Raw genomic sequence first — 19,769 nt, forward strand, 5'->3', positions numbered from 1 at the left:
AATCAGCCGAAGGAATGATTTGCGCCCGCGAGGTATGAGTGCGGACGGCACCGTTGACGAATGGCGCCGGCGGACCAGACACTGCGTTGATGCCCGCCGCCCTACCACCGGAGCCCCCGATGCCCAGCCCACGTCGCGCCGTGTTTCTCGATCACCAGTCACTGGACCTGGGTGACCTCGACCTTTCACCGCTGCAGGCGCAGTTCGATGAACTGCAACTGTGCGCCACCACCACTGCCGATCAGGTCGCCGAACGCCTGCAAGGCGCCACGGCGGTGATCAGCAACAAGGTGTTGCTCGATGCCGCCACACTGGCCGCCGCCCCTGACCTCAAGCTGATCCTGGTGGCCGCCACCGGCACCAACAATGTCGACCTGGCCGCCGCCCGAGCCCAGGGCATCACCGTGTGCAACTGCCAGGGCTACGGCACGCCGTCGGTGGCCCAGCACACCCTGGCCCTGCTGCTGGCCCTGGCCACGCGCCTATGCGACTACAACCAGGCGGTCAAGGCCGGGCAGTGGGCCAAGGCCAGCCAGTTCTGCCTGCTGGACTTCCCCATCGTCGAGCTGGAGGGCAAGACCCTCGGCCTGCTCGGGCATGGCGAGCTGGGCGGCGCGGTGGCGCACCTGGCCGAGGCGTTCGGCATGCGCGTGCTGAGCGGGCAGATTCCCGGCCGGCCCGCCCGCGCCGATCGCCTGCCGCTGGACGAACTGCTGCCACAGGTCGATGCCCTGACCCTGCACTGCCCGCTCAACGAGCAGACCCGGCACATGATCGGCGCCAACGAACTGGCCCTGCTCAAGCCGGGGGCACTGGTGGTCAACACCGCCCGCGGCGGGCTGATCGACGAACAGGCCCTGGCCGATGCCCTGCGTAGCGGCCACTTGGGCGGCGCCGCCACCGATGTGCTGAGCGTCGAGCCGCCGGCCGAGGGCAACCCGCTGCTGGCGGCGGACATCCCGCGCCTGATCATCACCCCGCACAGCGCCTGGGGCGCGGTGGAATCGCGCCAGCGCATCGTCAGCCAGTTGGCCGAGAACGCCCAGGCCTACTTCGCCGGCCAACCGCGGCGAGTGGTCGGCTGCTCCGCCGACGCCTCTGCTACACTGCGCCACTTTTTTCAGGAGGCGTCGTCCATGGACCCGCGCAGTGAAGTGTTGCTCCGCCAGGCAGAGCTGTTCCAAGGCCCGCTGCTGATCGCCGGGGCCCAGGCCGACGGCCTGCTCGGCCAACTGCCCGGCGCCCATGGCTGGACCTGGCATGCCGGCGACCAGGCGCTGCTCGAGAGCCGCTTCGCCGGGCGTAGCCACTATGGTGTCGAAGTGCCCGAGGTGGCCTTCGACTCCGCCGTGCTGTTCCTACCCAAGTCCCGCGAGCTGGCCGCCTACCTGCTCAACGCCCTGGCCTCGCGCCTGGGTGGTCGCCAGCTGTACCTGGTGGGGGAAAAGCGCGGCGGCATCGAAGGCGCGGCCAAGCAACTGCAGGTGTTCGGCAAACCGCGCAAGCTCGACAGCGCCAGGCACTGCCAGCTGTGGCAGGTAACCGTGGATAACCCCCCTGGGGCCACGCCACTGGAAAGCCTGGCCGAACGCTTCGAACTGCCGCTGGCCGATGGTCCGCTGCAAGTCATCAGCCTGCCCGGGGTGTTCAGCCATGGGCGCCTGGACAAGGGCACCGCGCTGCTGCTGGACCACCTCGACGGCCTGCCCAACGGCCATGTCCTGGACTTCGGCTGCGGCGCCGGCGTGCTCGGCGCCACGATCAAGCGCCGTTATCCGCAGAGCCGGGTCACCTTGCTCGATGTCGATGCCTTCGCGGTCGCGGCCAGCCGCCTGACCCTGGCGGCCAATGGCCTGGAAGGCGAGGTGATCAGCGGCGACGGCATCGATGCCGCGCCGTCGGATCTGGACCTGATCCTGAGCAATCCGCCGTTCCACACCGGTGTGCACACCGACTACCAGGCATCGGAAAACCTGCTGAAAAAATCAGGCGAACATCTGCGAAAAGGCGGAGAAATGCGGCTGGTAGCCAACAGTTTCCTGCGCTATCAACCACTCATCGAAGGCGCCCTGGGCAATTGTGAAATCCGAGCCGAGGCACAAGGCTTTCGCATCTACCGGGCGACGCGTGGATAAAAACAGGGCTTGCCGAAAGCGTTTCGCCTAGGCAGAATCCGCTCCGTCCTAGGGGAGTAGTCTCCCGCGAGCACCCTGCTCGCCCGGTACGCGTCAACACACTTGGCCCACAGGCCATGGCGCGTGCGACCCACGATCTGCGCAGACAGATCCAGGGTTTGACAAGACCTATGACACGCACACCTTACCCGGGGCGGGGAGGCTGTACGTGTCATAGCCGTGTCGACCCGCCCCCGTAGGAATCCTGATGCTGGAATCGTTGCTCGTCCCCACCGCCATCGTTGCCCTCGCCGAAATCGGCGACAAGACGCAATTGCTCGCGCTCATCCTCGCCGCACGCTTTCGCAAGCCCTGGCCGATCATCGCCGGGATCATCGCCGCGACCCTGGCCAACCATGCCGCCGCCGGCGCCGTGGGCGCCTGGGTCAGCAGTTTTTTCACCGAGTCGGTGCTGCACTGGATTCTTGCCGCGAGCTTCACCGCCACCGCGCTGTGGACACTGGTACCGGACAAGATGGACGATGACGAAACCAGCAACGCGCGCCGCTTCGGGCCGTTCGTCACCACGCTGATCGCCTTCTTCCTCGCCGAGATCGGCGACAAGACCCAGGTGGCCACGGTGATGCTGGCCGCCCAGTATCCGCACCTGATCATGGTCATCATCGGCACCACCCTGGGCATGCTGATTGCCAACGTCCCGGTGGTCCTGGCGGGTAACTTCGCGGCGGAGAAACTGCCGCTGACGCTGATCCGTCGCCTGGCGGCGACCGCGTTCATCGTGCTGGCCATCGTCGCGGTGTATTCGGCGATGAAGACCAGTGGCTGGATTGGCTGATCGCGCAGGGGACTTTACCCCTCGTGGGAGCGGCGGTGCGCCGCTCCCACGTTTTGCATGCAACCCCGGCGGCTTACTGCTTGGCCGCTTGATACAACGGCATCACCTTCGGAATCGCCGCCTGCAGCGAAGCGATCCGGCTGCTCGACGCCGGGTGGGTGCTCATGAACTCCGGCGGCGCCCCCTCGGACGCCTTGCTCATCTTGTTCCACAAGGTGATCGCGGCGTTCGGGTCGTAGCCGGCGCGGGCCGACAGTTCGAGGCCGATCAGGTCGGCTTCGTTCTCGTTGGCCCGGCTGTTGGGCAGGGTCATGGCGTAGTTCACCACGGTATCGGCCATGGCCATGCTGTCCTGGCCCAGGCCGAAGATCGCGCCGGCGCCCTGGCGGGCCATTTCCACGCCATAGGCCTTGGACATCGCTTCACGGCTGTGCTCGCGCAAGGCGTGGGCGATCTCGTGGCCCACCACCGCGGCAATCTCGGCGTCTGTCAGCTTGAGCTGGTCGATCAGGCCGGTGTAGACGATGATCTTGCCGCCCGGGCCGCAGTTGGCGTTGAGCTCGTCGCTCTTGATCACGTTGACTTCCCAATTCCACTGCGCGGCATCCGGCCGAAACTGTGGTGCCTGGGCAATCAGGCGCTTGGCAATGGCCTGCACGCGCTTGGCATCATTGCTTGTTTTGTCCAGCACGCCCTTGCTCGACGCCTCGCCGAGGGTCTGCTGGTAGGACTGGGCGTACATCTGGTTGACCTCATCGGTCGAGAGCATGCTGAACATGTACTGCTGGCGCTGGACGCCCACGGCACCGCCACTGGTGGTATTGACCGCCTGGCAACCGCCGAGCAGGACGCTGGCCGTCAGCATGCTGACAACGAATGACTTACGCATGAAAACACTCCCTATTTACGTGCCGCGTATCCTAGGCCCAGACGTCCGCGCCTGCCAGAGCCACAGGTAAGATTTCTGACAATCCCCTCATGCTTTGGTATTAGCCCGCCGATAACACTCGGTAACGACCTCCTTGCGCGCGGAGCTTTGCCATGAAGTTCAAGTCGATCCAGTTTTCCGTGGCCGCCCTGGCCGGTGCCATCGTGCTGAGCATTGTCGCGGCCCTGGTGCTGTACGCCGTGTATTCGGGGCAGCGGACCCAGACGCTGGTACAACAGCGCACGCAGCAGCAGTTCGAGACGGTCATCGAACAACGCCTCTCGGCCCTGGCCCGCACCCAGGTCAGCGAGATCCAGCGCGGCCTGGAAGCGCCCCTGGCGATCGCCCGCGGCCTGGCCACCGGCAATGCCATGCTCGGCATGCAGGGCGCCGACGGCCAGCCACTGATGCGCGTCGATCGCGAACACCTGATCAACCAGCTCAAGCGCACCGTGGAGGTCAACCCGAGCGTGCTGGGCGCCTACCTGGGCTGGGAGCCGAACGCCCTCGACCATGCCGATGGCCGCTACGTCGGCAGCCACCTGGTGGGTATCGACAGCGCCAGCGGGCGCTTCCTGCCCTGGTGGTTCCGCAATGGCGACGGTAGCCTCGGCCAGGACAAGCTGGCCGATGTCGACGACCGCACGGTGCTCGCCACCGGCGTGCGCGCCAGCGAGTACTACCTGTGCCCCAAGGAGTCGAAAAAGGCCTGCGTGATCGATCCCGCGCCCTATAAAGTGGGCGACAAGATGGTCATGCTCGCCTCTTTCGTCGAGCCGATCATGATCGACGGCCAGTTCCAGGGCATGGCCGGCGCCGACCTGTCGGTGAACTTCATCCAGGACCTGCTCAATGCCGCCGACCGCCAGCTCTATGAAGGTGCCGGTGAACTGGCGCTGGTCTCCAGCAACGGGCGCCTGGTGGCCTACACCCGCGATCCGGCCAAGTTCGGTGAAAAGGCCGGCGACGTGCTGGACAGCGACGAAGCCAACACCCTCAATAACCTGAGCGGCGAGGCGCTGCACTATGAAGTGGACGCCACCAAGGACCGCATCGAGCTGTACCTGCCATTCAAGATCGCCGGCACCGACGCACGCTGGACTTTGCTGCTGGAGCTGCCGCTGAGCACGGTCATGGCCGACGTCAACCGCCTGCAGCAGGACCTGGCCGAACAGCGCCGTACCGATATCGCCGGTATGACCGTGGTCGGCCTGGGCATCGCCGCGCTCGGCCTGCTGGTGATCTGGCTGCTGGCCCTGGGCATTGCCCGCCCGCTCAAGCAGATGGTGAGCATGCTCGACGACATCGCCCAGGGCGAAGGCGACCTGACCCGGCGCCTGCAAAGCGACCGGGCCGACGAACTGGGCGCCATCGCCAAGGGCTTCAACACTTTCCTGGCCAAGTTGCAGGCGATGATCAGCCAGGTGGTCAGTTCGGTACAGAAAGTCAGCGACTCGTCGGAACACACCGCCGACATTGCCATCCGCACCAACCAGGGCGTGCACAAACAGATGGCCGAGATCGACCAGGTGGCCACCGCCGTGCACGAAATGACCGCCACTGCCCAGGACGTGGCGCGCAATGCCACGCAGGCGGCACAGGCCGCCAGTGAAGCTGACCGCGCCGCCAACCAGGGCCTGGACATCGTCCGCGATACCTCGCACTCGATCAGCGAGCTGGCCACCGAGATCGGTCGCGCCGTGACCGTGGTCCAGGACCTGGCCCGCGACAGCGAGAACATCAACGCCATCCTGGTGACCATCCGCGCCATCGCCGAGCAGACCAACCTGCTGGCGCTCAACGCCGCCATCGAGGCGGCCCGGGCCGGCGAGCAGGGCCGCGGTTTCGCGGTAGTCGCCGACGAGGTGCGCAACCTGGCGCAGAAGACCCAGCAGGCCACCCAGGAAATCCAGCAGATGATCCAGCAACTGCAGCTGGGCACCCGCGAAGTGGTCAAGGTGATGGAAGACAGCCAGGGCAAGACCGACATCAGTGTGCAGCAGGCCAGCCGCGCGGCCGAGTCTCTGGCCAGCATCACCCAGGCGGTTTCGGTGATCAACGACATGAACACGCAGATCGCCAGCGCCGCCGAGGAACAGAGCGCCGTGGCCGAGGACATCAACCGCAATGTGATCAACATCGGCCAGGTGGCCGGCGAAGTGGCAGGTGGCGCCGATGAGTCGAGCCAGGCCAGCGCCGAGCTGACCAAGCTGGCCGAGCAGCAGCGGCGGTTGATCAATCAGTTCAGGGTTTGATCCCCGGGCGCGCCGCCACCTAGGCCGGAGTCAGGCACTCCGGCCCATTGAGCTTCGGATCGTTGACGAAATTCGCCAGCGCCCGCTCACGCAACACCGTTGGCGGCTTGGCCAGCAACTCGTGCAGCCTCGCCATCGGTGTTTCGGGGTCCAGCCACAGCGCCTGCTCGGCCTCGTCCAGGATCAGCGGTCGGCGCTGGTTCATCGCCGCTTGCGTCACCACCGCGCAACTCAGCCATGCCTGCTCCTGCACCGGGTAAACCTCCCACAGCGCGGCGAAGAACAGCGACGCCCCCTCCCCCGGCGTTACCCAGTACGGACGCTTGCGCGCCGTGCCTCGCCATTCGTAGAAGCCGTTGGCCGGCATCAGGCAGCGCCGCTTACGCAACGGCTCGCGAAACATCGGCTGCTCGGCGAGGGTCTCGGCACGGGCCTGGGCCGGGGTGCGGGACAGGTCGGTGAGCCAGGCCGGAGTCAGTCCCCAGCGCGCACCGGCCAGTTGCAGCTGGCCGTCGAGCTGGCGCTGGATCAGCACCGTGGCACCGGGCGAAATGTTCCATTGAGCCTGCTGGCCCGCAGGGAAGCCCGGCAAGCCGGCGAAGCTCTGGGACCAGCGAAACAGGGCGTAGCGTCCACACATGGGCGAAATCAAAACCTAGCAGATCAGGGTTCCGGGATAACTCTCCGGTTCGTCGCCGGCAAGCGGCTGGGCGGCATTGTACGCATCGATCAACTGCCGTGCGTACCCGGCCTGCTCGTCCGGTACCGCCAGCCCCAGCAAACCGTGCATCGGCAACTCGCCCACGGCGCCCATCAGGTCGCGCCCGACCAAGTGCACGTCGATGCCCTCGCTGGCCAGCATGCCCACCAGCATCTGCGCCTCCAATAGGCTTTCCGGGTCATAGATCCGTTGCATCAATCGTTCTCGCCATAGACATCGAGCATCCACTCCTCGCCATGCACCTGCAGCACGAAGCGGATAGGCTTGCAGCACACCTGGCAGTCCTCAATGTATTCCTGGTCGCCGCCGGACAGGTCCACCGTGGTTTCGACTTCTTCGCCACAATAAGGGCAATCGTAGATCGCAGTTTCCAGCATCGCGGCCTCCGGAGTGACTTGTGCGTATAATTGCCGGTCTGTTTACAGGGTCAGTGTGCGTCCGAGCCGTTTTTCGGAGCCCGCCCCTACCTAATTACCCTAGCCGTTTCCAACAAGAGAGCATGATGGGCGAATTCGATGCCATCCGACCGTACGACGACGCTGAGGTCCCTGCCGTTCTGGCACGCCTGCTCAGCGACCCGGCATTCCTCGATATCCTCACCCACTTCCGCTTCCCGCGCGCCGCGGGCGCCTTCGGCTGGCTGCTCAAACCGCTGATCGCCCGGCGCCTGCGCAAGGAATTCGCCGGCGTAAGCTGCGTGTCCACGCTGCAGGACAAGGTCGAGTACTACGTCGACCGCACCATCGACCGCGCCACCGATGGCGTCACCTACACCGGCGTCGAACAGCTCAAGTCGGGTACCGCCTACCTGTTCCTGGCCAACCACCGCGACATCGTCATGGACCCGGCCTTCGTCAACTACGCGGTGTACCACGCCGGCCTGCCGACGCCGCGCATCGCCATCGGCGACAACCTGCTGCAAAAGCCATTCGTCAGCGACATGATGCGCCTGAACAAGAGCTTCATCGTGCACCGCTCGATCAGTGGCCGCCGCGAGAAGCTGGCCGCCTATCAGTTGCTCTCGGCCTACATCAACCACTCGATCCGCAACGATTGCGTGTCGATCTGGATCGCCCAGGCCGAAGGCCGCGCCAAGGACGGTGACGACCGTACCGATTCGGCGATCCTCAAGATGTTCCACATGAGCCGCAAGGACGAGCCGTTCGGCGCGGTGATCCAGGGCCTGAACCTGATCCCGGTGTCGATCAGCTACGAATACGACCCCTGCGACCAGGCCAAGGCCCGCGAGCTGTACATCCGCGCCACCACCGGCAGCTACACCAAGGCGCCGGGCGAGGACGACAACAGCATCGCCCAGGGCATCACCGGCTACAAAGGTCGGGTACACATCAACTTCGCCCCACCGGTGAGCGACTATCACGAGGACACCAAGCAACTGGCCCAGGCCATCGACCGGCAGATCCTCGGCGGCTACCGGCTGTTCCCGGTGCACTACCTGGCCTATGCGATGTGGGCGCAGAAGGACGCGACGCTCGAGGTGCCGAGCGCGGAAAAAATCTTCCCGGCCGACGAACTGGCCAAGGCGAAGGAAGAATGGCAGCGTCGGCTGGACGCATGCCCCGTAGAGCATCAGCCGTACCTGGTACAGCAGTATGCGACGCCGGTACGTAACCAGTATCAGGTGAAGCGTCAGCCGGCATCGGCCTGACAAAACGCTTTGTCGAAGCGGGCGTGCCCGCTCCGACAAATCAGATCCAGGTACTGAACCAGGACAGCAGCAAGGCCATCGCCAGGCAGCAGAAGCCCAGGATGTAGTAATAGCGCGGCACCCGCTGCTCGAGGCCTTCAACCACGCCTTCATCCACCGCCAGACGCTCCCGGCTCAGCGCCTCGCGACGCCGGGCGCTGTGCAGCAGCAGCCCGCCAGGGCAGGTAATGAGCAGGGCCAGCAGGTTGATCAGCTTGGCCGGATGGGCGGCCAGGAAGCCCCAGAGCATTTGCAACGACATTGCGCGACCTCGGCATCACGTACGGCAAAGCCCGGCATTCTACTCAAGCCCGGGATCGGTGCCGCTACTTTACGACCAGCTGTCATTTAATTTCATCTGTCACACGCTCGTCATGAGGGCAGGCCACCCTGTCGGCCTCTACCGAACCGGAGCTTGTCATGCTGCACGCCGAGAACCAGGACCGCCTCTACCTTGTCGCCCAGAGCGACGAGCAGCAGGCGCTGATCGACGGTTTCGCCATCAATGTCCAGGACCGCCAGTGGCTGGTGTATTGCGCGCTGGGCGGGCATGCCCATCAGGACCTGCCTGAGGTCGACCCATATACCGGGATCAGCCTGCTGGACTTCAATGTACAGGCTGCCTGAGCCGCGAATACGTACGCGAAGATAATAAAAAACCCGCCGCCTGGATGACCGGGCGGCGGGTTTTGTTCTTTACAGAAGCCTTACTCGCCCAGCACCTGGCCGACGGTCGGGTCCTTGAACAGACGGGTCAGGGCATCGCTGAGCACATCGCTCACCAGCTTGGTGTTGGTTTCCTGGTTCGGCGCCATGCCGAAGCGCTGGTCCAGCGAAGCACCGTAGCGGCCGCTGTAACGACGGTTGGCGTTGGACACGTCGGCACGGAAGGTGGCGCCGATGGTCGCCTCGGTCACGTACATTTTGTCCTTGGGCGACTGGTACTTGAGCTCGGCCAGGGTCACAGTCAACTGCGGCGCGTTGTAGGCGTTGGGCGTCGGGGTGAAACCGAGCAGGCGCACCGCCGCCTCGGCCTGGGCCTGCAGCTTGGGCACGACATCGTTGCCATTGACGGTGATGGTGCTGGTCTCGGGGTACATGCCACCACGAGTGCCGAGCGACTGCGAGGCGCGCCCGTCGACGACCTTGACCACCACCGGCTGGCCGTGGCCGACCGGGGCCAGTTGCTGGGTAAGCTTGGGTTGCGGGCTGAGTTGCTGCGGGCTGTGGGCACAACCGGCCAGGCTCAGGCTGGCCACCGCGAACAAACCGACCAACAGACGTTGCAACATGCGCGTTTCTCCAGAAAAAGCGGCAAAGGCCCACAGTATACCCAGCGGCAAGCCACAAACAGCAACTGCCCCTGTGTCACAATCGTTTCATGCCCCCCGGTTACTCTGGCGCCAGCCCTCACACACAGGACTGACCGCCATGGCCTCGCTCTGGACCCTGCTCTTCCACCGCCCGCGCCACGCCACCTACGCCCGCCTCGACAGCGACGGCATCTGCCTCGGCTTCAAGCACTGTGCCACGCCACCGGGCAACGGCGGCTGGGTGCAGGTGAACGAGGCGCAACTGGCCTGGCTCGGCCGTCCGCTGCCAGCCAACGCCCGGGTTTGCGCCCATGCAACGCAGCGTTGGCAGCAACGCACCCTGTCGGCCTGACAAACGCTGCAATAAAAACCCAACAAGTACGCCCTTTCCGCCCGCGACATCGTTATAATCTCCCCCCGATTATAAGGACGTCTCCTGATCGGGCCCCGCATTCGCCGCTTGACCCCGGCACCCTCGACGCTTCGCCCACAGAGAGCCTTCCACTCAGGTCTTGCATTGGCTGTCGTGCCTGCTGTTTCCGGCCTTCTGCTTCGCATGAACCTGCGGGTTGCCATCGCGCAGTCCACTTTTGAGGTTCACGACTCCAAAAGAGCGTGAAAAAACGGTTTTTCACAACTTCACGAGAGTGTGGCGAGCAAATGAACAGTCTGGCATGTGCAAGAGCGGCAGATGTGTCCCGAACAGCCCTGAACAGACGGCAAAAACGCTCATCCCCGATGAGCCTCTGAGGCCGGTCCATAACGCACGACGGAGCACTTGACCATAAGTCGAATTGCCGCACCCGTGGCAAAGGGCGTTCAATAGCCGAACACCCAAGACTGATTGGCGGTGTCCGCGGAAGTTGCAAGAACTGCGAAGAGTCGGACATGGCGATCCTGGCCACCCCAGGGATCCTATGCTGTCAATTAGGTGCTGTAGATTGTGGAGACGCGTTAATGGCGCAGAACGAATCGGTTGATGTGGTACTGGTAGGCGCGGGCATCATGAGTGCCACCCTGGCCGTACTGCTCAAGGAGCTCGACCCGACCCTGAAGCTTGAGGTCATCGAGGCGATGGACTCCGGGGCCGCGGAAAGCTCCAACCCTTGGAACAACGCCGGTACCGGCCATGCCGGACTGTGCGAGCTGAATTACACCCCGCAGGCTGCCGATGGCAGCATCGACATCAAGAAAGCCGTGCACATCAACACCCAGTTCGAGGTTTCGCGCCAGTTCTGGGCATACCTGAGCAGGAAAGGCAACTTCGGCTCGCCACGTGCTTTCATCAACCCGGTTCCGCACCTGAGCTACGTCGAGGGTGACAAGGGTATCGACTTCCTCAAGAAGCGTTTCGAGCTGCTCAAGCAGCACCACGCCTTCTCGGAGATGGAGTACACCGAAGACAAGGCCGTGATGAACGATTGGATGCCGCTGATGATGCCGGGCCGCCCGGCGGACCAACGCATCGCCGCGACCCGCGTGATGAAGGGTACCGACGTCAACTTCGGCGCCCTGACCAACAAGCTGCTCAAGCAACTGGGCAACAGCCCGGACGCCCAGGTCAAGTACAGCAAGAAGGTCGTCGGCCTGCGTCGCAACGGCAGCGGCTGGACCGTGAGCATCAAGGACGTCAACAGCGGCGGCAGCCGCGAAGTCGACGCCCGTTTCGTCTTCCTCGGCGCCGGCGGCGCGGCCCTGCCGTTGCTGCAGATGTCCGGCATCCCGGAGAGCAAAGGTTTCGGTGGCTTCCCGGTCAGCGGCCAGTGGCTGCGCTGCGACAACCCGGAAATCGTCAAACAGCACCAGGCCAAGGTCTACAGCCAGGCCGCAGTAGGCGCCCCGCCGATGTCGGTTCCGCACCTGGACACCCGCGTGGTCGATGGCAAGAAATCGCTGCTGTTCGGCCCATACGCCGGCTTCACCACCAAGTTCCTCAAGCACGGTTCGCTCATGGACCTGCCACTGTCGGTGCGCATGGGCAACATCGGCCCGATGCTGGCGGTGGCCCGCGACAACATGGACCTGACCAAGTACCTGGTGAGCGAAGTGATGCAGTCGATGGAGCAACGCCTGGAATCGCTGCGCCGCTTCTATCCCGAGGCCAAGGCCGAGGACTGGCGTCTGGAAGTGGCCGGCCAGCGCGTGCAGATCATCAAGAAGGATCCGAAGAAAGGCGGCATCCTGCAGTTCGGCACCGAGCTGGTCTCGGCCCAGGACGGCAGCCTGGCGGCGCTGCTTGGCGCATCCCCAGGCGCCTCGGTGACCGTGTCGATCATGCTAGAGCTGATTGAGCGCTGTTTCCCTGAGCAGGCCAAGGGTGCCTGGGCCGCCAAGCTCAAGGAAATCTTCCCGGCCCGCGAGAAGCTCCTGGCCAGCGATGCCGCCCTGTACCACAAGATCAGCGCCGACAACGACGAGGCACTGGAACTGGTGGAAAGCAGCCCGGCCAAGCATTACGCCTGATCCGGCCAAAACGAAAAAACGCCCCTCGGGGCGTTTTTTTGTGCCTGGACCTCTATCAGCCCCGGGCGTTATCGATGATCTCGATGTACTCCGGCGCATTGCGCTGGTCGGCGATCACCTCGACGAAGGTCTTGCCGTGCTCGTCCTTGCCGTCCAGGTCATAACCAGCCGCGACGAAGAAGCCCACATAACGCTCGAAATCATCGATGCGCAGGCCACGATAACCCTTGATCAGCTTGTGATGCGACGGCGAGGTAAGGCCATCGGCCGGCTCGAACTGCAGGAACGTCTTGATGTACTCGTCGCTGATCTCGTCACCAATCACTTGTTTCTTGTCTTTACGCATCGCCGACTCCAACTGGACCATCACGGACATTTTCGAAGGCCGGCAGTTTACCCCCCGAAACCTGCGGCCCTCAACGCGTACGTACGGTACCGGTGTGCAGGTCGGCCCAGATGTGGCCATTGGCGTAGGTGAGGAACTGCACGTACAGGGTTTCGTTGCGCAGCAAGTCCATGATCACCCGGTAGTCGGCCATCGGGTAGTTGAGGGTCAGGGTCCGGCTCTTGTCGTCATAGGCCGGCTTTTTCAAGCTCTTGCCGCCTTCGCCATCGAAGTTGAGCAACACCTGAGCGATGGTAGAACCCTTGCTCAACGGCTTGCCCTTCAGGCGCATCTGCAAGGACGAAGTAATCGGAATCGGTTGCTGGTCGGACTGGCGCTGGGTGCCCACCACCACGCTGTAGTCGGTGACCTGCAGCAGTTGCTGGCTGGTCGGAGCCTCCTGGCGCAGGGAGAGGTCGTCGGGCGGGAGGAACTGGCTGTGCAGCGGCGCAGCGGAAAGCGGCAGGCTTACCGCCAACAGGAGGGGAATGAACGCACGCATGTGGGGCTCCTTGGCATGAGCAGGCACTCTACGCACAGGCTCTGTCGGGGGGCAAGTCGCAGCAGCGAACCGCCGCTCCCGCGATGAGAGAGCGAGCTCAATCGGACTGGGCGCGCATCCAGGCGTGATACTCGGTAACACCCGCTTCGCCTTCACGCGGCGCCCAGTGAGCGTGCTCTCCCTCGCCCACCGGCCGGTACGGCCCGGCCTTGCACTCGAACATCACGCTGTCTGCCTCGAGCACCACCAAACCGTGGTAGGTCCCGGGCGCCAGGTCGACCCCCAGGCACTCGCCGCCCGCCAGCAGTACACGCTTGTCGATTACCTCACCCTGATCATCAAAGATCAACAGCCCCAGGCACCCTTTGAGCACGATCAGAGCCTCGGCCTTGTCATCACTCAGGTGCCGGTGCGGCGGAATGTAGGTGTGCGGCTGCAACCCCACTGCCATGCGATGGCAAGGTTCCTCCATCTGGTGGAAGTTGTGGTGTTGACGCCCACGCGGGCTTTCGCTGGCCTTCTGCGCCAGCCCGTCGAACAACGACTGATCGAGGAACGCAGGCTGGCGCATGATCACAGCCCCTTGACCGCGAAGATACCGTTGGCGTTGCGCCAGTAACCCTTGTAGTCCATGCCGTAGCCGAAGATGTAGCGGTCGATGCATGGCAGGCCGCTGTAGGTGGCCTTCAGGTCCGGACTGGCCTTGCGGTCGTGGTCCTTGTCGATGAGCACGGCGGTATGCACCGCACGGGCGCCGGCGTGCTTGCAGAACTCGATGATGGCGCTGAGGGTGTGGCCCTCGTCAAGGATGTCGTCGACGATCAGCACGTCGCGGTCGATGAACGACACTTCCGGCTTGGCCTTCCAGAACAGCTCGCCGCCGCTGGTGGTGTTGCGGTAGCGGGTGGCATGCAGGTACGAGGCTTCCAGCGGGAACTGCAGGTGGGTCAGCAGCTTGCCAGAGAAGATCAGGCCGCCGTTCATCACGCAGAAGACCACCGGGTTCTTGTCGTGCAGGTCCTGGCAGATCTGCTTGCCGACCTCGGCGATGGCGGCCTCGACCTCGGCTTCGTTGTACAGGCAATCAGCCTCGCGCATCACTTGACGGATATGCTCGAGATCGGCGGACATGGCGCTCTCCAGGGGGTGCGTTTTGGAAAAGCGGGCAAAGGTACGCATCCGCTCGTCCCAGATCAAGCCTTTATGGACTAACGTGCACAATGACTGCACGACATCAAGGAATGAATAGATTAATCTAGCGCGGTTTTTTTGGGTTCATCGCGCTTTCCCGGGGAAGGCAGCCTTGATTTTCAGGAAAAAGTATTCCGAGTCCCGAAAACCATAGGCCATACGCTTGATCACCTTGATGCGGTTGTTGACGCCCTCAAGGACGCTGGTATGCATATGGAAGTTGGCACTGGCGAGGATGCCTCGGGCGTATTTGCGCAGGTTGCGAGCGAAGCGCTGTAGCGGCGCGAGGCCGCTGTCCCGGGCGTGCCGCAACCAGGTTCGCCAGCGGCGCCAGCCCTCTCGTACGCTGGGGGCGAACCAGACATCCTTCAGCGCATCCTTGAGGACATAGACCGTAGCCAGCGGCTGGTTGGCCGCGAGTAGTTCTTGAAGCTGCACGGCTTGTCCGTCCTTCAGGTTGTTGCGATTGCGCAGCAGCAGCCAGCGGCTTTGCTTGACCGCCTTTCGTGCCGGCTTGTCTTCGCGCAGGAGGTTGGCCTGGTCAACCCGGATACGGTCGATCACATCCCGACCGTAGCGCGCGACGACGTGAAACAGGTCGTACACCACTTCGGCTTGCGGGCAATGCTTCTTCACCTCCAAATCAAAAGCCGTGTTCATGTCCATGGCCACCGCCTCTATCTGCTGGCAGTGCTTGCCGAGCAATTCAAAGAACGGGCGGACCGCCTCGCGGCTGTTGCCGTGGCCGACCCACAATACCCGCGTTCGCTCGGCATCCATGATGACCGTGGCATAGCGATGCCCTTTGTGCAGGGCGAACTCGTCCATCACCAGGCGGCGGACACCGGTTGAATCGAAGTTGCCTACCTCGGCTTGAAGGCGTCGTTTATCGAGCGTTTTGAGGGTGTGCCAATGCAGGCCGGTGAGCTGGCTGACGTGGCTGATCGGCAGCAGCCGCAGCAAGCTTTCGAGCCATATCCGTAACCGCTGGGTCAGCCGAGATGCTGGCTCCAACCAGTCGATCCGCTCGGTCACCCGCCCACAACTCAGGCAATCGACTCGGCGCACTGGTAGTTGAAGCAGGACGCGCTGATCGAACAGATCACGATCACGCACCAGACGAATCCGGCGATCGTGAATCAACGGGCTGAACTGGCCACAACGCCCGCACTTAGGAAGAGAGCCGGCTTGAGGTTCAAGCTCAATGAGGAGGGTGTTATCGGTAGATGGGCGACAGGTAACGGCGTCGTAGCCTGGCCAGAAAGCGGCAAGATCAATAGGATGCACGGCGACAGCAGGGACAGGTGAAGGGTGTGTTTGGCGACTGCCAATTTACCTGCTTCCCTGACTGTCAACTCGCTCTTCCCCCAGACTCCGCGAAGAACCTTTTTTTGCCCGCCTCCCGGAGCCCTCCCCCTATGCCTACTCGTGAGATCCGCCATCCGCTGATCCGCCACAAGCTCGGCCTGATGCGCCGTGCCGATATCAGCACCAAGAATTTTCGCGAACTCGCCCAGGAAGTCGGTGCACTGCTGACCTATGAAGCCACCCAGGACCTGCCGCTCGAGACCTACGAGATCGACGGCTGGTGCGGCAAGGTGCAAGTCGAGAAAATCGCCGGCAAGAAGATCACCGTCGTGCCGATCCTGCGCGCCGGCATTGGCATGCTCGACGGCGTGCTCAGCCTGGTCCCCGGGGCCAAGGTGAGTGCCGTGGGCGTTGCCCGCAACGAGGAAACCCTCGAAGCCCACACCTACCTCGAGAAACTCGCGCCGGACATCAACCAGCGCCTGGCCCTGATCATCGACCCGATGCTGGCCACCGGCGGCTCGATGGTCGCCACCATCGACCTGCTGAAAAAGGCCGGCTGCAAGGAAATCCGTGCCATGGTCCTGGTCGCGGCCCCCGAAGGCATCGCCGTGGTGGAGAAAGCCCACCCCGACGTGCAGATCTACACCGCCTCGATCGACCAACGCCTGAACGAACACGGCTACATCGTCCCAGGCCTGGGTGATGCCGGCGACAAGATCTTCGGCACCAAGCAGAAGGACGCCTGATCATGCAGGACGGCTTCAACGACCCGCTCTGGCGTCAGGTCGTCTCGGGCGCGCAGATGCTCTTCGTGGCATTCGGCGCGCTGGTGCTGATGCCGCTGATCACCGGCCTCGACCCCAACGTGGCCCTGTTCACCGCAGGCATCGGCACCCTGCTGTTCCAGCTGGTCACGGGCCGCCAGGTCCCGGTGTTCCTGGCCTCGAGTTTTGCCTTCATCACCCCGATCATCCTCGCCAAGGGCCAGTTCGGCCTGGCCGAGACCATGGGCGGCGTGATGGCGGCAGGCTTCGTGTACACCTTCATGGGCCTGATGGTGAAGATCAAGGGCACCGGTTTCATCGACCGCATGCTGCCGCCGGTGGTGATCGGCCCGGTGATCATCTCCATCGGCCTGGCCATGGCGCCGATCGCCGCCAACATGGCGATGGGCAAGGCCGGCGACGGCAGCGTACTGCTGCCGTACAAGACCGCCATGATGATCTCCATGCCGGCGCTGTTGACCACCATGATCGTGGCCGTGTTCGGCAAGGGCATCTTCCGCCTGGTGCCGATCATCGCCGGCGTGCTGGTGGGCTTCGCCCTGTCGTTCGCCTTCGGCGTGGTCGACACCGCCAAGATCGCCGCGGCCCCCTGGCTGGAGCTGCCCAACTTCACCGCGCCGGCCTTCAACTGGCAGGCCATCCTGTTCATCGTGCCAGTGGCCCTGGCCCCAGCGATCGAACACATTGGCGGTGTGATCGCGGTGGGCAGCGTGACCGGCCGCGACTACCTGAAAAAGCCCGGCCTGCACCGCACGCTGCTGGGTGACGGCCTGGCCACCACCGCCGCCGGCCTGTTCGGCGGCCCGCCCAACACCACCTACGCCGAAGTGACCGGCGCGGTGATGCTGACCAAGAACTACAACCCGAAGATCATGACCTGGGCGGCGGTATTCGCTATCACCCTGGCCTTCATCGGCAAGTTCGGCGCGCTGCTGCAGAGCATTCCGGTACCGGTGATGGGCGGCATTCTCTGCCTGCTGTTCGGCTCGATCGCGGCGGTGGGCATGAACACCATGATCCGCCACAAGATCGACCTGGCCGAGGCGCGCAACCTGGTAATCGTTTCGGTGACCCTGGTGTTCGGCATCGGCGGCGTGCTGATCGGCAGCGGCGACGGCCCGGACGATTGGGGCCTGAAGGGCATCGCCTTGTGCGCCGTGGTGGCCATTGCCCTGAACCTGATCCTGCCGGGCAACGATGGCTGGAAGAACAAGAAACTGGATGACCAGTTGCCTTGAGTCTTCATTGAAATCCTGGGGCCGCCTTGCGGCCCCTCGTTTCAAAGCCAGGCGAGTTTCTCAGGCCTTCTCGCACATCCCCGCCAACACCCTCACCCACTCCGGGTGATCATTCAGGCACGGCACCAGCACCAGCTCCTTCCCGCCCGCCTCGATGAACTGCTCCTTGCCCCGATCGCCAATCTCCTCCAGCGTCTCGATGCAATCGGCGACGAACGCCGGGCACATAACCAGCAGCTTCTTCACACCCGCCTTGCCCAGCTCATCCAGGCGCGTCTCGGTGTAGGGTTCGATCCACTTTGCCCGGCCCAGGCGCGACTGGAACGACACCGACCACTTGCCGTCCGGGATGCCCATCTTCTGCGCGAACGCCCTGGCCGTGGCCAGGCACTGGCCGCGATAGCACACCGCACGCATCTCGGCGCTGGCGTCCTTGCAGCAGTCGGCGGCCTGGAAGTCGTGGTTGCCGGTGGGATCGAGCTTCTTCAAGTGCCGCTCGGGCAAACCATGGAAGCTCAGCAGCAGGTGATCATAATCCTGTTCCAGATACGGGCGGGCGCTGGCCACCAGGGCATCGATGTAGTCTGGGTGGTCGTAAAACGGCCGCAGAATGCGGGTCTGCAAAGGCAGCTTGCGCTCGGCGATGGTCTGTTTCGCCAACTCCACGACCGTGGTCACGGTGCTGTCGGCGAACTGTGGATAGAGCGGCGCCAGCGTGACCTTGCGCACCCCTTGCGCGGCCAGGCGCTCCAAGACTTCCGGCAGCGCCGGTTGGCCGTAGCGCATGGCGATCTCCACCGGCCCATGGGGCCAATGGGCCATCATCGCCTGCTGCAGACGGCGGGTCAGCACCACCAGCGGCGAGCCCTCGTCCCACCAGATCGAGGCGTAGGCATGGGCCGACTGCTCGGGGCGCTTGATCAGGATCAGCGACACCAGCAATCGCCGCACCGGCCAGGGCAGGTCGATCACGTACGGGTCCATGAGGAACTGGTTGAGGTAACGGCGCACGTCGGCCACCGAGGTGGAGGCCGGCGAACCCAGGTTGACCAGCAGCAGGGCGTGATCAGTCATGCAGCGTCCTATGTCAGAGGCGGCTGGACAGGTTGTCCAGGGCCGATTGCAGATCGTTGAAACGGAACGTGAAGCCCGCCGCCAGCAGCCGCACCGGGCGCGCGCGCTGGCCACCGAGCAGCAGCGTCGACAGCTCGCCGAGCCCGGCCTTGAGCAGCAGCGCCGGCATCGGCATGAACGCCGGGCGATGCAAGGTGCGCCCCAGGCGCTTGGCGAACTCTCGATTGCGCACCGGCTCCGGCGCGCAGGCATTATAGGGACCGCTGGCTTCGTTGTGCTGCAAGAGAAAATCAATCAGGCCGATTTGGTCGTCGATATGCACCCAAGGCATCCACTGCCGACCATCGCCCAGCGGCCCCCCCAGGCCCAGCTTGTAAGGCAGACGCAGGCGCGACAAAAAGCCGCCATCGGCGGCCAGCACCAGGCCGGTGCGCACCAGCACCACGCGGATTCCCAGGGCCTCGGCACGCTGGGCGGTTTCCTCCCAGGCGATGCACAGCTGGCTGGCGAAGTCCTCTTTCACTGGCGGCGAAGCCTCAGTCAGCTCACGCTCGCCACCGTCACCGTACCAGCCCACCGCCGAGCCGGAGATCAGCACCTGCGGCCGGCGCTCACGGCGCTCCAGCCAGGCCAGCAACTGCTCGGTGAGGGTCACCCGGCTGGTCCAGAGCAGATTGCGTCGCGCTGCGGTCCAGGGCCGGTCAGCGATCGGCGCACCGGCCAGGTTGACCACCGCGTCGACCTCGTCTTCATCGGCAATGTCCTCCAGCCGGGCGACGCCCCGCACGCCGGTGCCACAGATTTTCGCCACCTGTTCAGGGCGCCGGCTCCAGACCGTCAGGCGATGCCCTTGCTGGCGCCACACCTGGCACAGGTGTTGGCCGATCAGGCCGGTACCGCCGGTCAGCAATATATGCATGGCTGT

22 protein-coding genes, 2 pseudogenes and 1 riboswitch are annotated in these 19,769 nt (G+C 64.1%); of the genes and pseudogenes, 11 read left to right on the forward strand and 13 right to left on the reverse strand.

Going from position 1 to position 19,769, the window contains the following annotated elements; genetic code table 11:
- Window positions 1–119 precede the first annotated feature (119 nt).
- The 3 genes and pseudogenes from K5H97_RS24830 to K5H97_RS24840 all read left to right on the forward strand — a co-directional run.
- Window positions 120–1,088 (forward strand): annotated as a pseudogene (locus tag K5H97_RS24830) (2-hydroxyacid dehydrogenase); the annotation flags it as partial.
- Between the two features lie 48 nt (window positions 1,089–1,136).
- The gene (locus K5H97_RS24835; protein WP_028689701.1) at window positions 1,137–2,135 is read left to right on the forward strand and encodes a class I SAM-dependent methyltransferase; all 999 of its coding nucleotides are present in this window, start codon (window positions 1,137–1,139) and stop codon (window positions 2,133–2,135) included.
- Between the two features lie 38 nt (window positions 2,136–2,173).
- A riboswitch (yybP-ykoY riboswitch) is annotated at window positions 2,174–2,295 on the forward strand.
- A 90-nt stretch (window positions 2,296–2,385) separates the two neighbouring features.
- The gene (locus K5H97_RS24840) at window positions 2,386–2,970 is read left to right on the forward strand and encodes a TMEM165/GDT1 family protein (RefSeq protein ID WP_182322530.1); all 585 of its coding nucleotides are present in this window, start codon (window positions 2,386–2,388) and stop codon (window positions 2,968–2,970) included.
- A 73-nt stretch (window positions 2,971–3,043) separates the two neighbouring features.
- Here K5H97_RS24840 and K5H97_RS24845 read toward each other — a convergent pair whose 3' ends face one another.
- A complete protein-coding gene (locus tag K5H97_RS24845; protein ID WP_028689521.1) occupies window positions 3,044–3,859 on the reverse strand; it encodes a M48 family metallopeptidase in 816 nt (271 codons plus the stop codon).
- Between the two features lie 1,235 nt (window positions 3,860–5,094).
- Here K5H97_RS24845 and K5H97_RS30115 point away from each other — a divergent pair.
- Window positions 5,095–5,298 (forward strand): annotated as a pseudogene (locus K5H97_RS30115) (HAMP domain-containing protein); the annotation flags it as partial.
- Window positions 5,299–5,409: 111 nt separating this feature from the next.
- Window positions 5,410–6,153: a methyl-accepting chemotaxis protein gene (locus tag K5H97_RS30120; RefSeq protein ID WP_371349896.1), complete on the forward strand. Its 744-nt coding sequence runs from the start codon at window positions 5,410–5,412 to the stop codon at window positions 6,151–6,153.
- Between the two features lie 19 nt (window positions 6,154–6,172).
- Here K5H97_RS30120 and K5H97_RS24855 read toward each other — a convergent pair whose 3' ends face one another.
- From K5H97_RS24855 to K5H97_RS24865, 3 genes are read right to left on the reverse strand one after another with little or no spacing between them, the layout of a single operon-like run.
- Window positions 6,173–6,793 (reverse strand): SOS response-associated peptidase, encoded by a 621-nt coding sequence (locus K5H97_RS24855; protein ID WP_028689519.1) that lies wholly within the window; start codon window positions 6,791–6,793, stop codon window positions 6,173–6,175.
- A gap of 15 nt (window positions 6,794–6,808) precedes the next feature.
- Window positions 6,809–7,069 carry a putative signal transducing protein gene (locus tag K5H97_RS24860; RefSeq protein WP_028689518.1) on the reverse strand — a complete coding sequence of 87 codons (261 nt, stop codon included), beginning with the start codon at window positions 7,067–7,069 and terminating at the stop codon, window positions 6,809–6,811.
- Window positions 7,069–7,251: a CPXCG motif-containing cysteine-rich protein gene (locus K5H97_RS24865; protein ID WP_010225771.1), complete on the reverse strand. Its 183-nt coding sequence runs from the start codon at window positions 7,249–7,251 to the stop codon at window positions 7,069–7,071. Before K5H97_RS24865 ends, K5H97_RS24860 begins: the two co-directional genes overlap by 1 nt.
- 125 nt (window positions 7,252–7,376) lie before the next feature.
- On the opposite strand from K5H97_RS24865, the gene K5H97_RS24870 reads away from it, so the two are divergent.
- A complete protein-coding gene (locus tag K5H97_RS24870) occupies window positions 7,377–8,543 on the forward strand; it encodes a 1-acyl-sn-glycerol-3-phosphate acyltransferase (protein WP_028689517.1) in 1,167 nt (388 codons plus the stop codon).
- Between the two features lie 40 nt (window positions 8,544–8,583).
- On the opposite strand, the gene K5H97_RS24875 is transcribed toward K5H97_RS24870, so the two are convergent.
- Window positions 8,584–8,844 (reverse strand): hypothetical protein, encoded by a 261-nt coding sequence (locus K5H97_RS24875; RefSeq protein WP_028689516.1) that lies wholly within the window; start codon window positions 8,842–8,844, stop codon window positions 8,584–8,586.
- A gap of 158 nt (window positions 8,845–9,002) precedes the next feature.
- Here K5H97_RS24875 and K5H97_RS24880 point away from each other — a divergent pair, with 158 nt between their 5' ends.
- Window positions 9,003–9,209, forward strand: a complete 207-nt coding sequence (locus tag K5H97_RS24880; RefSeq protein ID WP_028689515.1) for a hypothetical protein — start codon at window positions 9,003–9,005, stop codon at window positions 9,207–9,209.
- An 80-nt stretch (window positions 9,210–9,289) separates the two neighbouring features.
- Here K5H97_RS24880 and K5H97_RS24885 read toward each other — a convergent pair whose 3' ends face one another.
- Entirely contained in the window at window positions 9,290–9,874 is a 585-nt protein-coding gene (locus tag K5H97_RS24885; RefSeq protein ID WP_011532230.1) for a YajG family lipoprotein, read from the reverse strand.
- 139 nt (window positions 9,875–10,013) lie between these two features.
- Here K5H97_RS24885 and K5H97_RS24890 point away from each other — a divergent pair, with 139 nt between their 5' ends.
- A complete protein-coding gene (locus K5H97_RS24890) occupies window positions 10,014–10,247 on the forward strand; it encodes a hypothetical protein (RefSeq protein ID WP_028689514.1) in 234 nt (77 codons plus the stop codon).
- Between the two features lie 605 nt (window positions 10,248–10,852).
- The gene (gene mqo, locus K5H97_RS24895; protein ID WP_028689513.1) at window positions 10,853–12,358 is read left to right on the forward strand and encodes a malate dehydrogenase (quinone); all 1,506 of its coding nucleotides are present in this window, start codon (window positions 10,853–10,855) and stop codon (window positions 12,356–12,358) included.
- A 55-nt stretch (window positions 12,359–12,413) separates the two neighbouring features.
- Here the strand turns inward: mqo and K5H97_RS24900 are convergent, their stop codons facing one another.
- The 5 genes from K5H97_RS24900 to K5H97_RS24920 form a co-directional block, all read right to left on the reverse strand.
- Window positions 12,414–12,704: a PA4642 family protein gene (locus tag K5H97_RS24900; protein ID WP_028689512.1), complete on the reverse strand. Its 291-nt coding sequence runs from the start codon at window positions 12,702–12,704 to the stop codon at window positions 12,414–12,416.
- A 70-nt stretch (window positions 12,705–12,774) separates the two neighbouring features.
- A complete protein-coding gene (locus K5H97_RS24905) occupies window positions 12,775–13,245 on the reverse strand; it encodes a hypothetical protein (RefSeq protein ID WP_028689511.1) in 471 nt (156 codons plus the stop codon).
- A gap of 97 nt (window positions 13,246–13,342) precedes the next feature.
- Complete coding sequence (locus K5H97_RS24910) at window positions 13,343–13,816, reverse strand: WbuC family cupin fold metalloprotein (RefSeq protein ID WP_028689510.1); 474 nt, start codon at window positions 13,814–13,816, stop codon at window positions 13,343–13,345.
- Window positions 13,817–13,818: 2 nt separating this feature from the next.
- A complete protein-coding gene (locus K5H97_RS24915) occupies window positions 13,819–14,376 on the reverse strand; it encodes a hypoxanthine-guanine phosphoribosyltransferase (protein WP_028689509.1) in 558 nt (185 codons plus the stop codon).
- Between the two features lie 144 nt (window positions 14,377–14,520).
- Window positions 14,521–15,723, reverse strand: a complete 1,203-nt coding sequence (locus K5H97_RS24920; RefSeq protein WP_003464938.1) for an ISL3 family transposase — start codon at window positions 15,721–15,723, stop codon at window positions 14,521–14,523.
- A gap of 131 nt (window positions 15,724–15,854) precedes the next feature.
- Here K5H97_RS24920 and upp point away from each other — a divergent pair, with 131 nt between their 5' ends.
- Complete coding sequence (gene upp / locus K5H97_RS24925; RefSeq protein ID WP_028691132.1) at window positions 15,855–16,493, forward strand: uracil phosphoribosyltransferase; 639 nt, start codon at window positions 15,855–15,857, stop codon at window positions 16,491–16,493.
- 2 nt (window positions 16,494–16,495) lie between these two features.
- The gene (locus K5H97_RS24930; protein WP_028691133.1) at window positions 16,496–17,770 is read left to right on the forward strand and encodes a uracil-xanthine permease family protein; all 1,275 of its coding nucleotides are present in this window, start codon (window positions 16,496–16,498) and stop codon (window positions 17,768–17,770) included.
- Between the two features lie 60 nt (window positions 17,771–17,830).
- Here the strand turns inward: K5H97_RS24930 and hemH are convergent, their stop codons facing one another.
- Window positions 17,831–18,844: a ferrochelatase gene (gene hemH / locus K5H97_RS24935; RefSeq protein ID WP_028691134.1), complete on the reverse strand. Its 1,014-nt coding sequence runs from the start codon at window positions 18,842–18,844 to the stop codon at window positions 17,831–17,833.
- A gap of 13 nt (window positions 18,845–18,857) precedes the next feature.
- Window positions 18,858–19,763, reverse strand: coding sequence for a TIGR01777 family oxidoreductase (locus K5H97_RS24940; protein WP_028691135.1), 906 nt, complete (start codon window positions 19,761–19,763; stop codon window positions 18,858–18,860).
- Between the last annotated feature and the right edge of the window lie 6 nt (window positions 19,764–19,769).

Origin of the sequence: Pseudomonas mosselii, assembly GCF_019823065.1 — a bacterium.
In the GTDB taxonomy this organism is placed as follows: domain Bacteria; phylum Pseudomonadota; class Gammaproteobacteria; order Pseudomonadales; family Pseudomonadaceae; genus Aquipseudomonas; species Aquipseudomonas mosselii.

Bases quoted from the DNA above. Each gene is read 5' to 3' on its own strand.
- K5H97_RS24835 (WP_028689701.1), top strand. From the start codon at position 1,137: ATGGACCCGCGCAGTGAAGTGTTGCTCCGCCAGGCAGAGCTGTTCCAA.
- K5H97_RS24845 (WP_028689521.1), bottom strand. From the start codon at position 3,859: ATGCGTAAGTCATTCGTTGTCAGCATGCTGACGGCCAGCGTCCTGCTC.
- K5H97_RS30120 (WP_371349896.1), top strand. From the start codon at position 5,410: ATGGCCGAGATCGACCAGGTGGCCACCGCCGTGCACGAAATGACCGCC.
- K5H97_RS24855 (WP_028689519.1), bottom strand. From the start codon at position 6,793: ATGTGTGGACGCTACGCCCTGTTTCGCTGGTCCCAGAGCTTCGCCGGC.
- K5H97_RS24860 (WP_028689518.1), bottom strand. From the start codon at position 7,069: ATGCAACGGATCTATGACCCGGAAAGCCTATTGGAGGCGCAGATGCTG.
- K5H97_RS24865 (WP_010225771.1), bottom strand. From the start codon at position 7,251: ATGCTGGAAACTGCGATCTACGATTGCCCTTATTGTGGCGAAGAAGTC.
- K5H97_RS24870 (WP_028689517.1), top strand. From the start codon at position 7,377: ATGGGCGAATTCGATGCCATCCGACCGTACGACGACGCTGAGGTCCCT.
- K5H97_RS24875 (WP_028689516.1), bottom strand. From the start codon at position 8,844: ATGTCGTTGCAAATGCTCTGGGGCTTCCTGGCCGCCCATCCGGCCAAG.
- K5H97_RS24880 (WP_028689515.1), top strand. From the start codon at position 9,003: ATGCTGCACGCCGAGAACCAGGACCGCCTCTACCTTGTCGCCCAGAGC.
- K5H97_RS24885 (WP_011532230.1), bottom strand. From the start codon at position 9,874: ATGTTGCAACGTCTGTTGGTCGGTTTGTTCGCGGTGGCCAGCCTGAGC.
- K5H97_RS24890 (WP_028689514.1), top strand. From the start codon at position 10,014: ATGGCCTCGCTCTGGACCCTGCTCTTCCACCGCCCGCGCCACGCCACC.
- mqo (WP_028689513.1), top strand. From the start codon at position 10,853: ATGGCGCAGAACGAATCGGTTGATGTGGTACTGGTAGGCGCGGGCATC.
- K5H97_RS24900 (WP_028689512.1), bottom strand. From the start codon at position 12,704: ATGCGTAAAGACAAGAAACAAGTGATTGGTGACGAGATCAGCGACGAG.
- K5H97_RS24905 (WP_028689511.1), bottom strand. From the start codon at position 13,245: ATGCGTGCGTTCATTCCCCTCCTGTTGGCGGTAAGCCTGCCGCTTTCC.
- K5H97_RS24910 (WP_028689510.1), bottom strand. From the start codon at position 13,816: ATGCGCCAGCCTGCGTTCCTCGATCAGTCGTTGTTCGACGGGCTGGCG.
- K5H97_RS24915 (WP_028689509.1), bottom strand. From the start codon at position 14,376: ATGTCCGCCGATCTCGAGCATATCCGTCAAGTGATGCGCGAGGCTGAT.
- upp (WP_028691132.1), top strand. From the start codon at position 15,855: ATGCCTACTCGTGAGATCCGCCATCCGCTGATCCGCCACAAGCTCGGC.
- K5H97_RS24930 (WP_028691133.1), top strand. From the start codon at position 16,496: ATGCAGGACGGCTTCAACGACCCGCTCTGGCGTCAGGTCGTCTCGGGC.
- hemH (WP_028691134.1), bottom strand. From the start codon at position 18,844: ATGACTGATCACGCCCTGCTGCTGGTCAACCTGGGTTCGCCGGCCTCC.
- K5H97_RS24940 (WP_028691135.1), bottom strand. From the start codon at position 19,763: ATGCATATATTGCTGACCGGCGGTACCGGCCTGATCGGCCAACACCTG.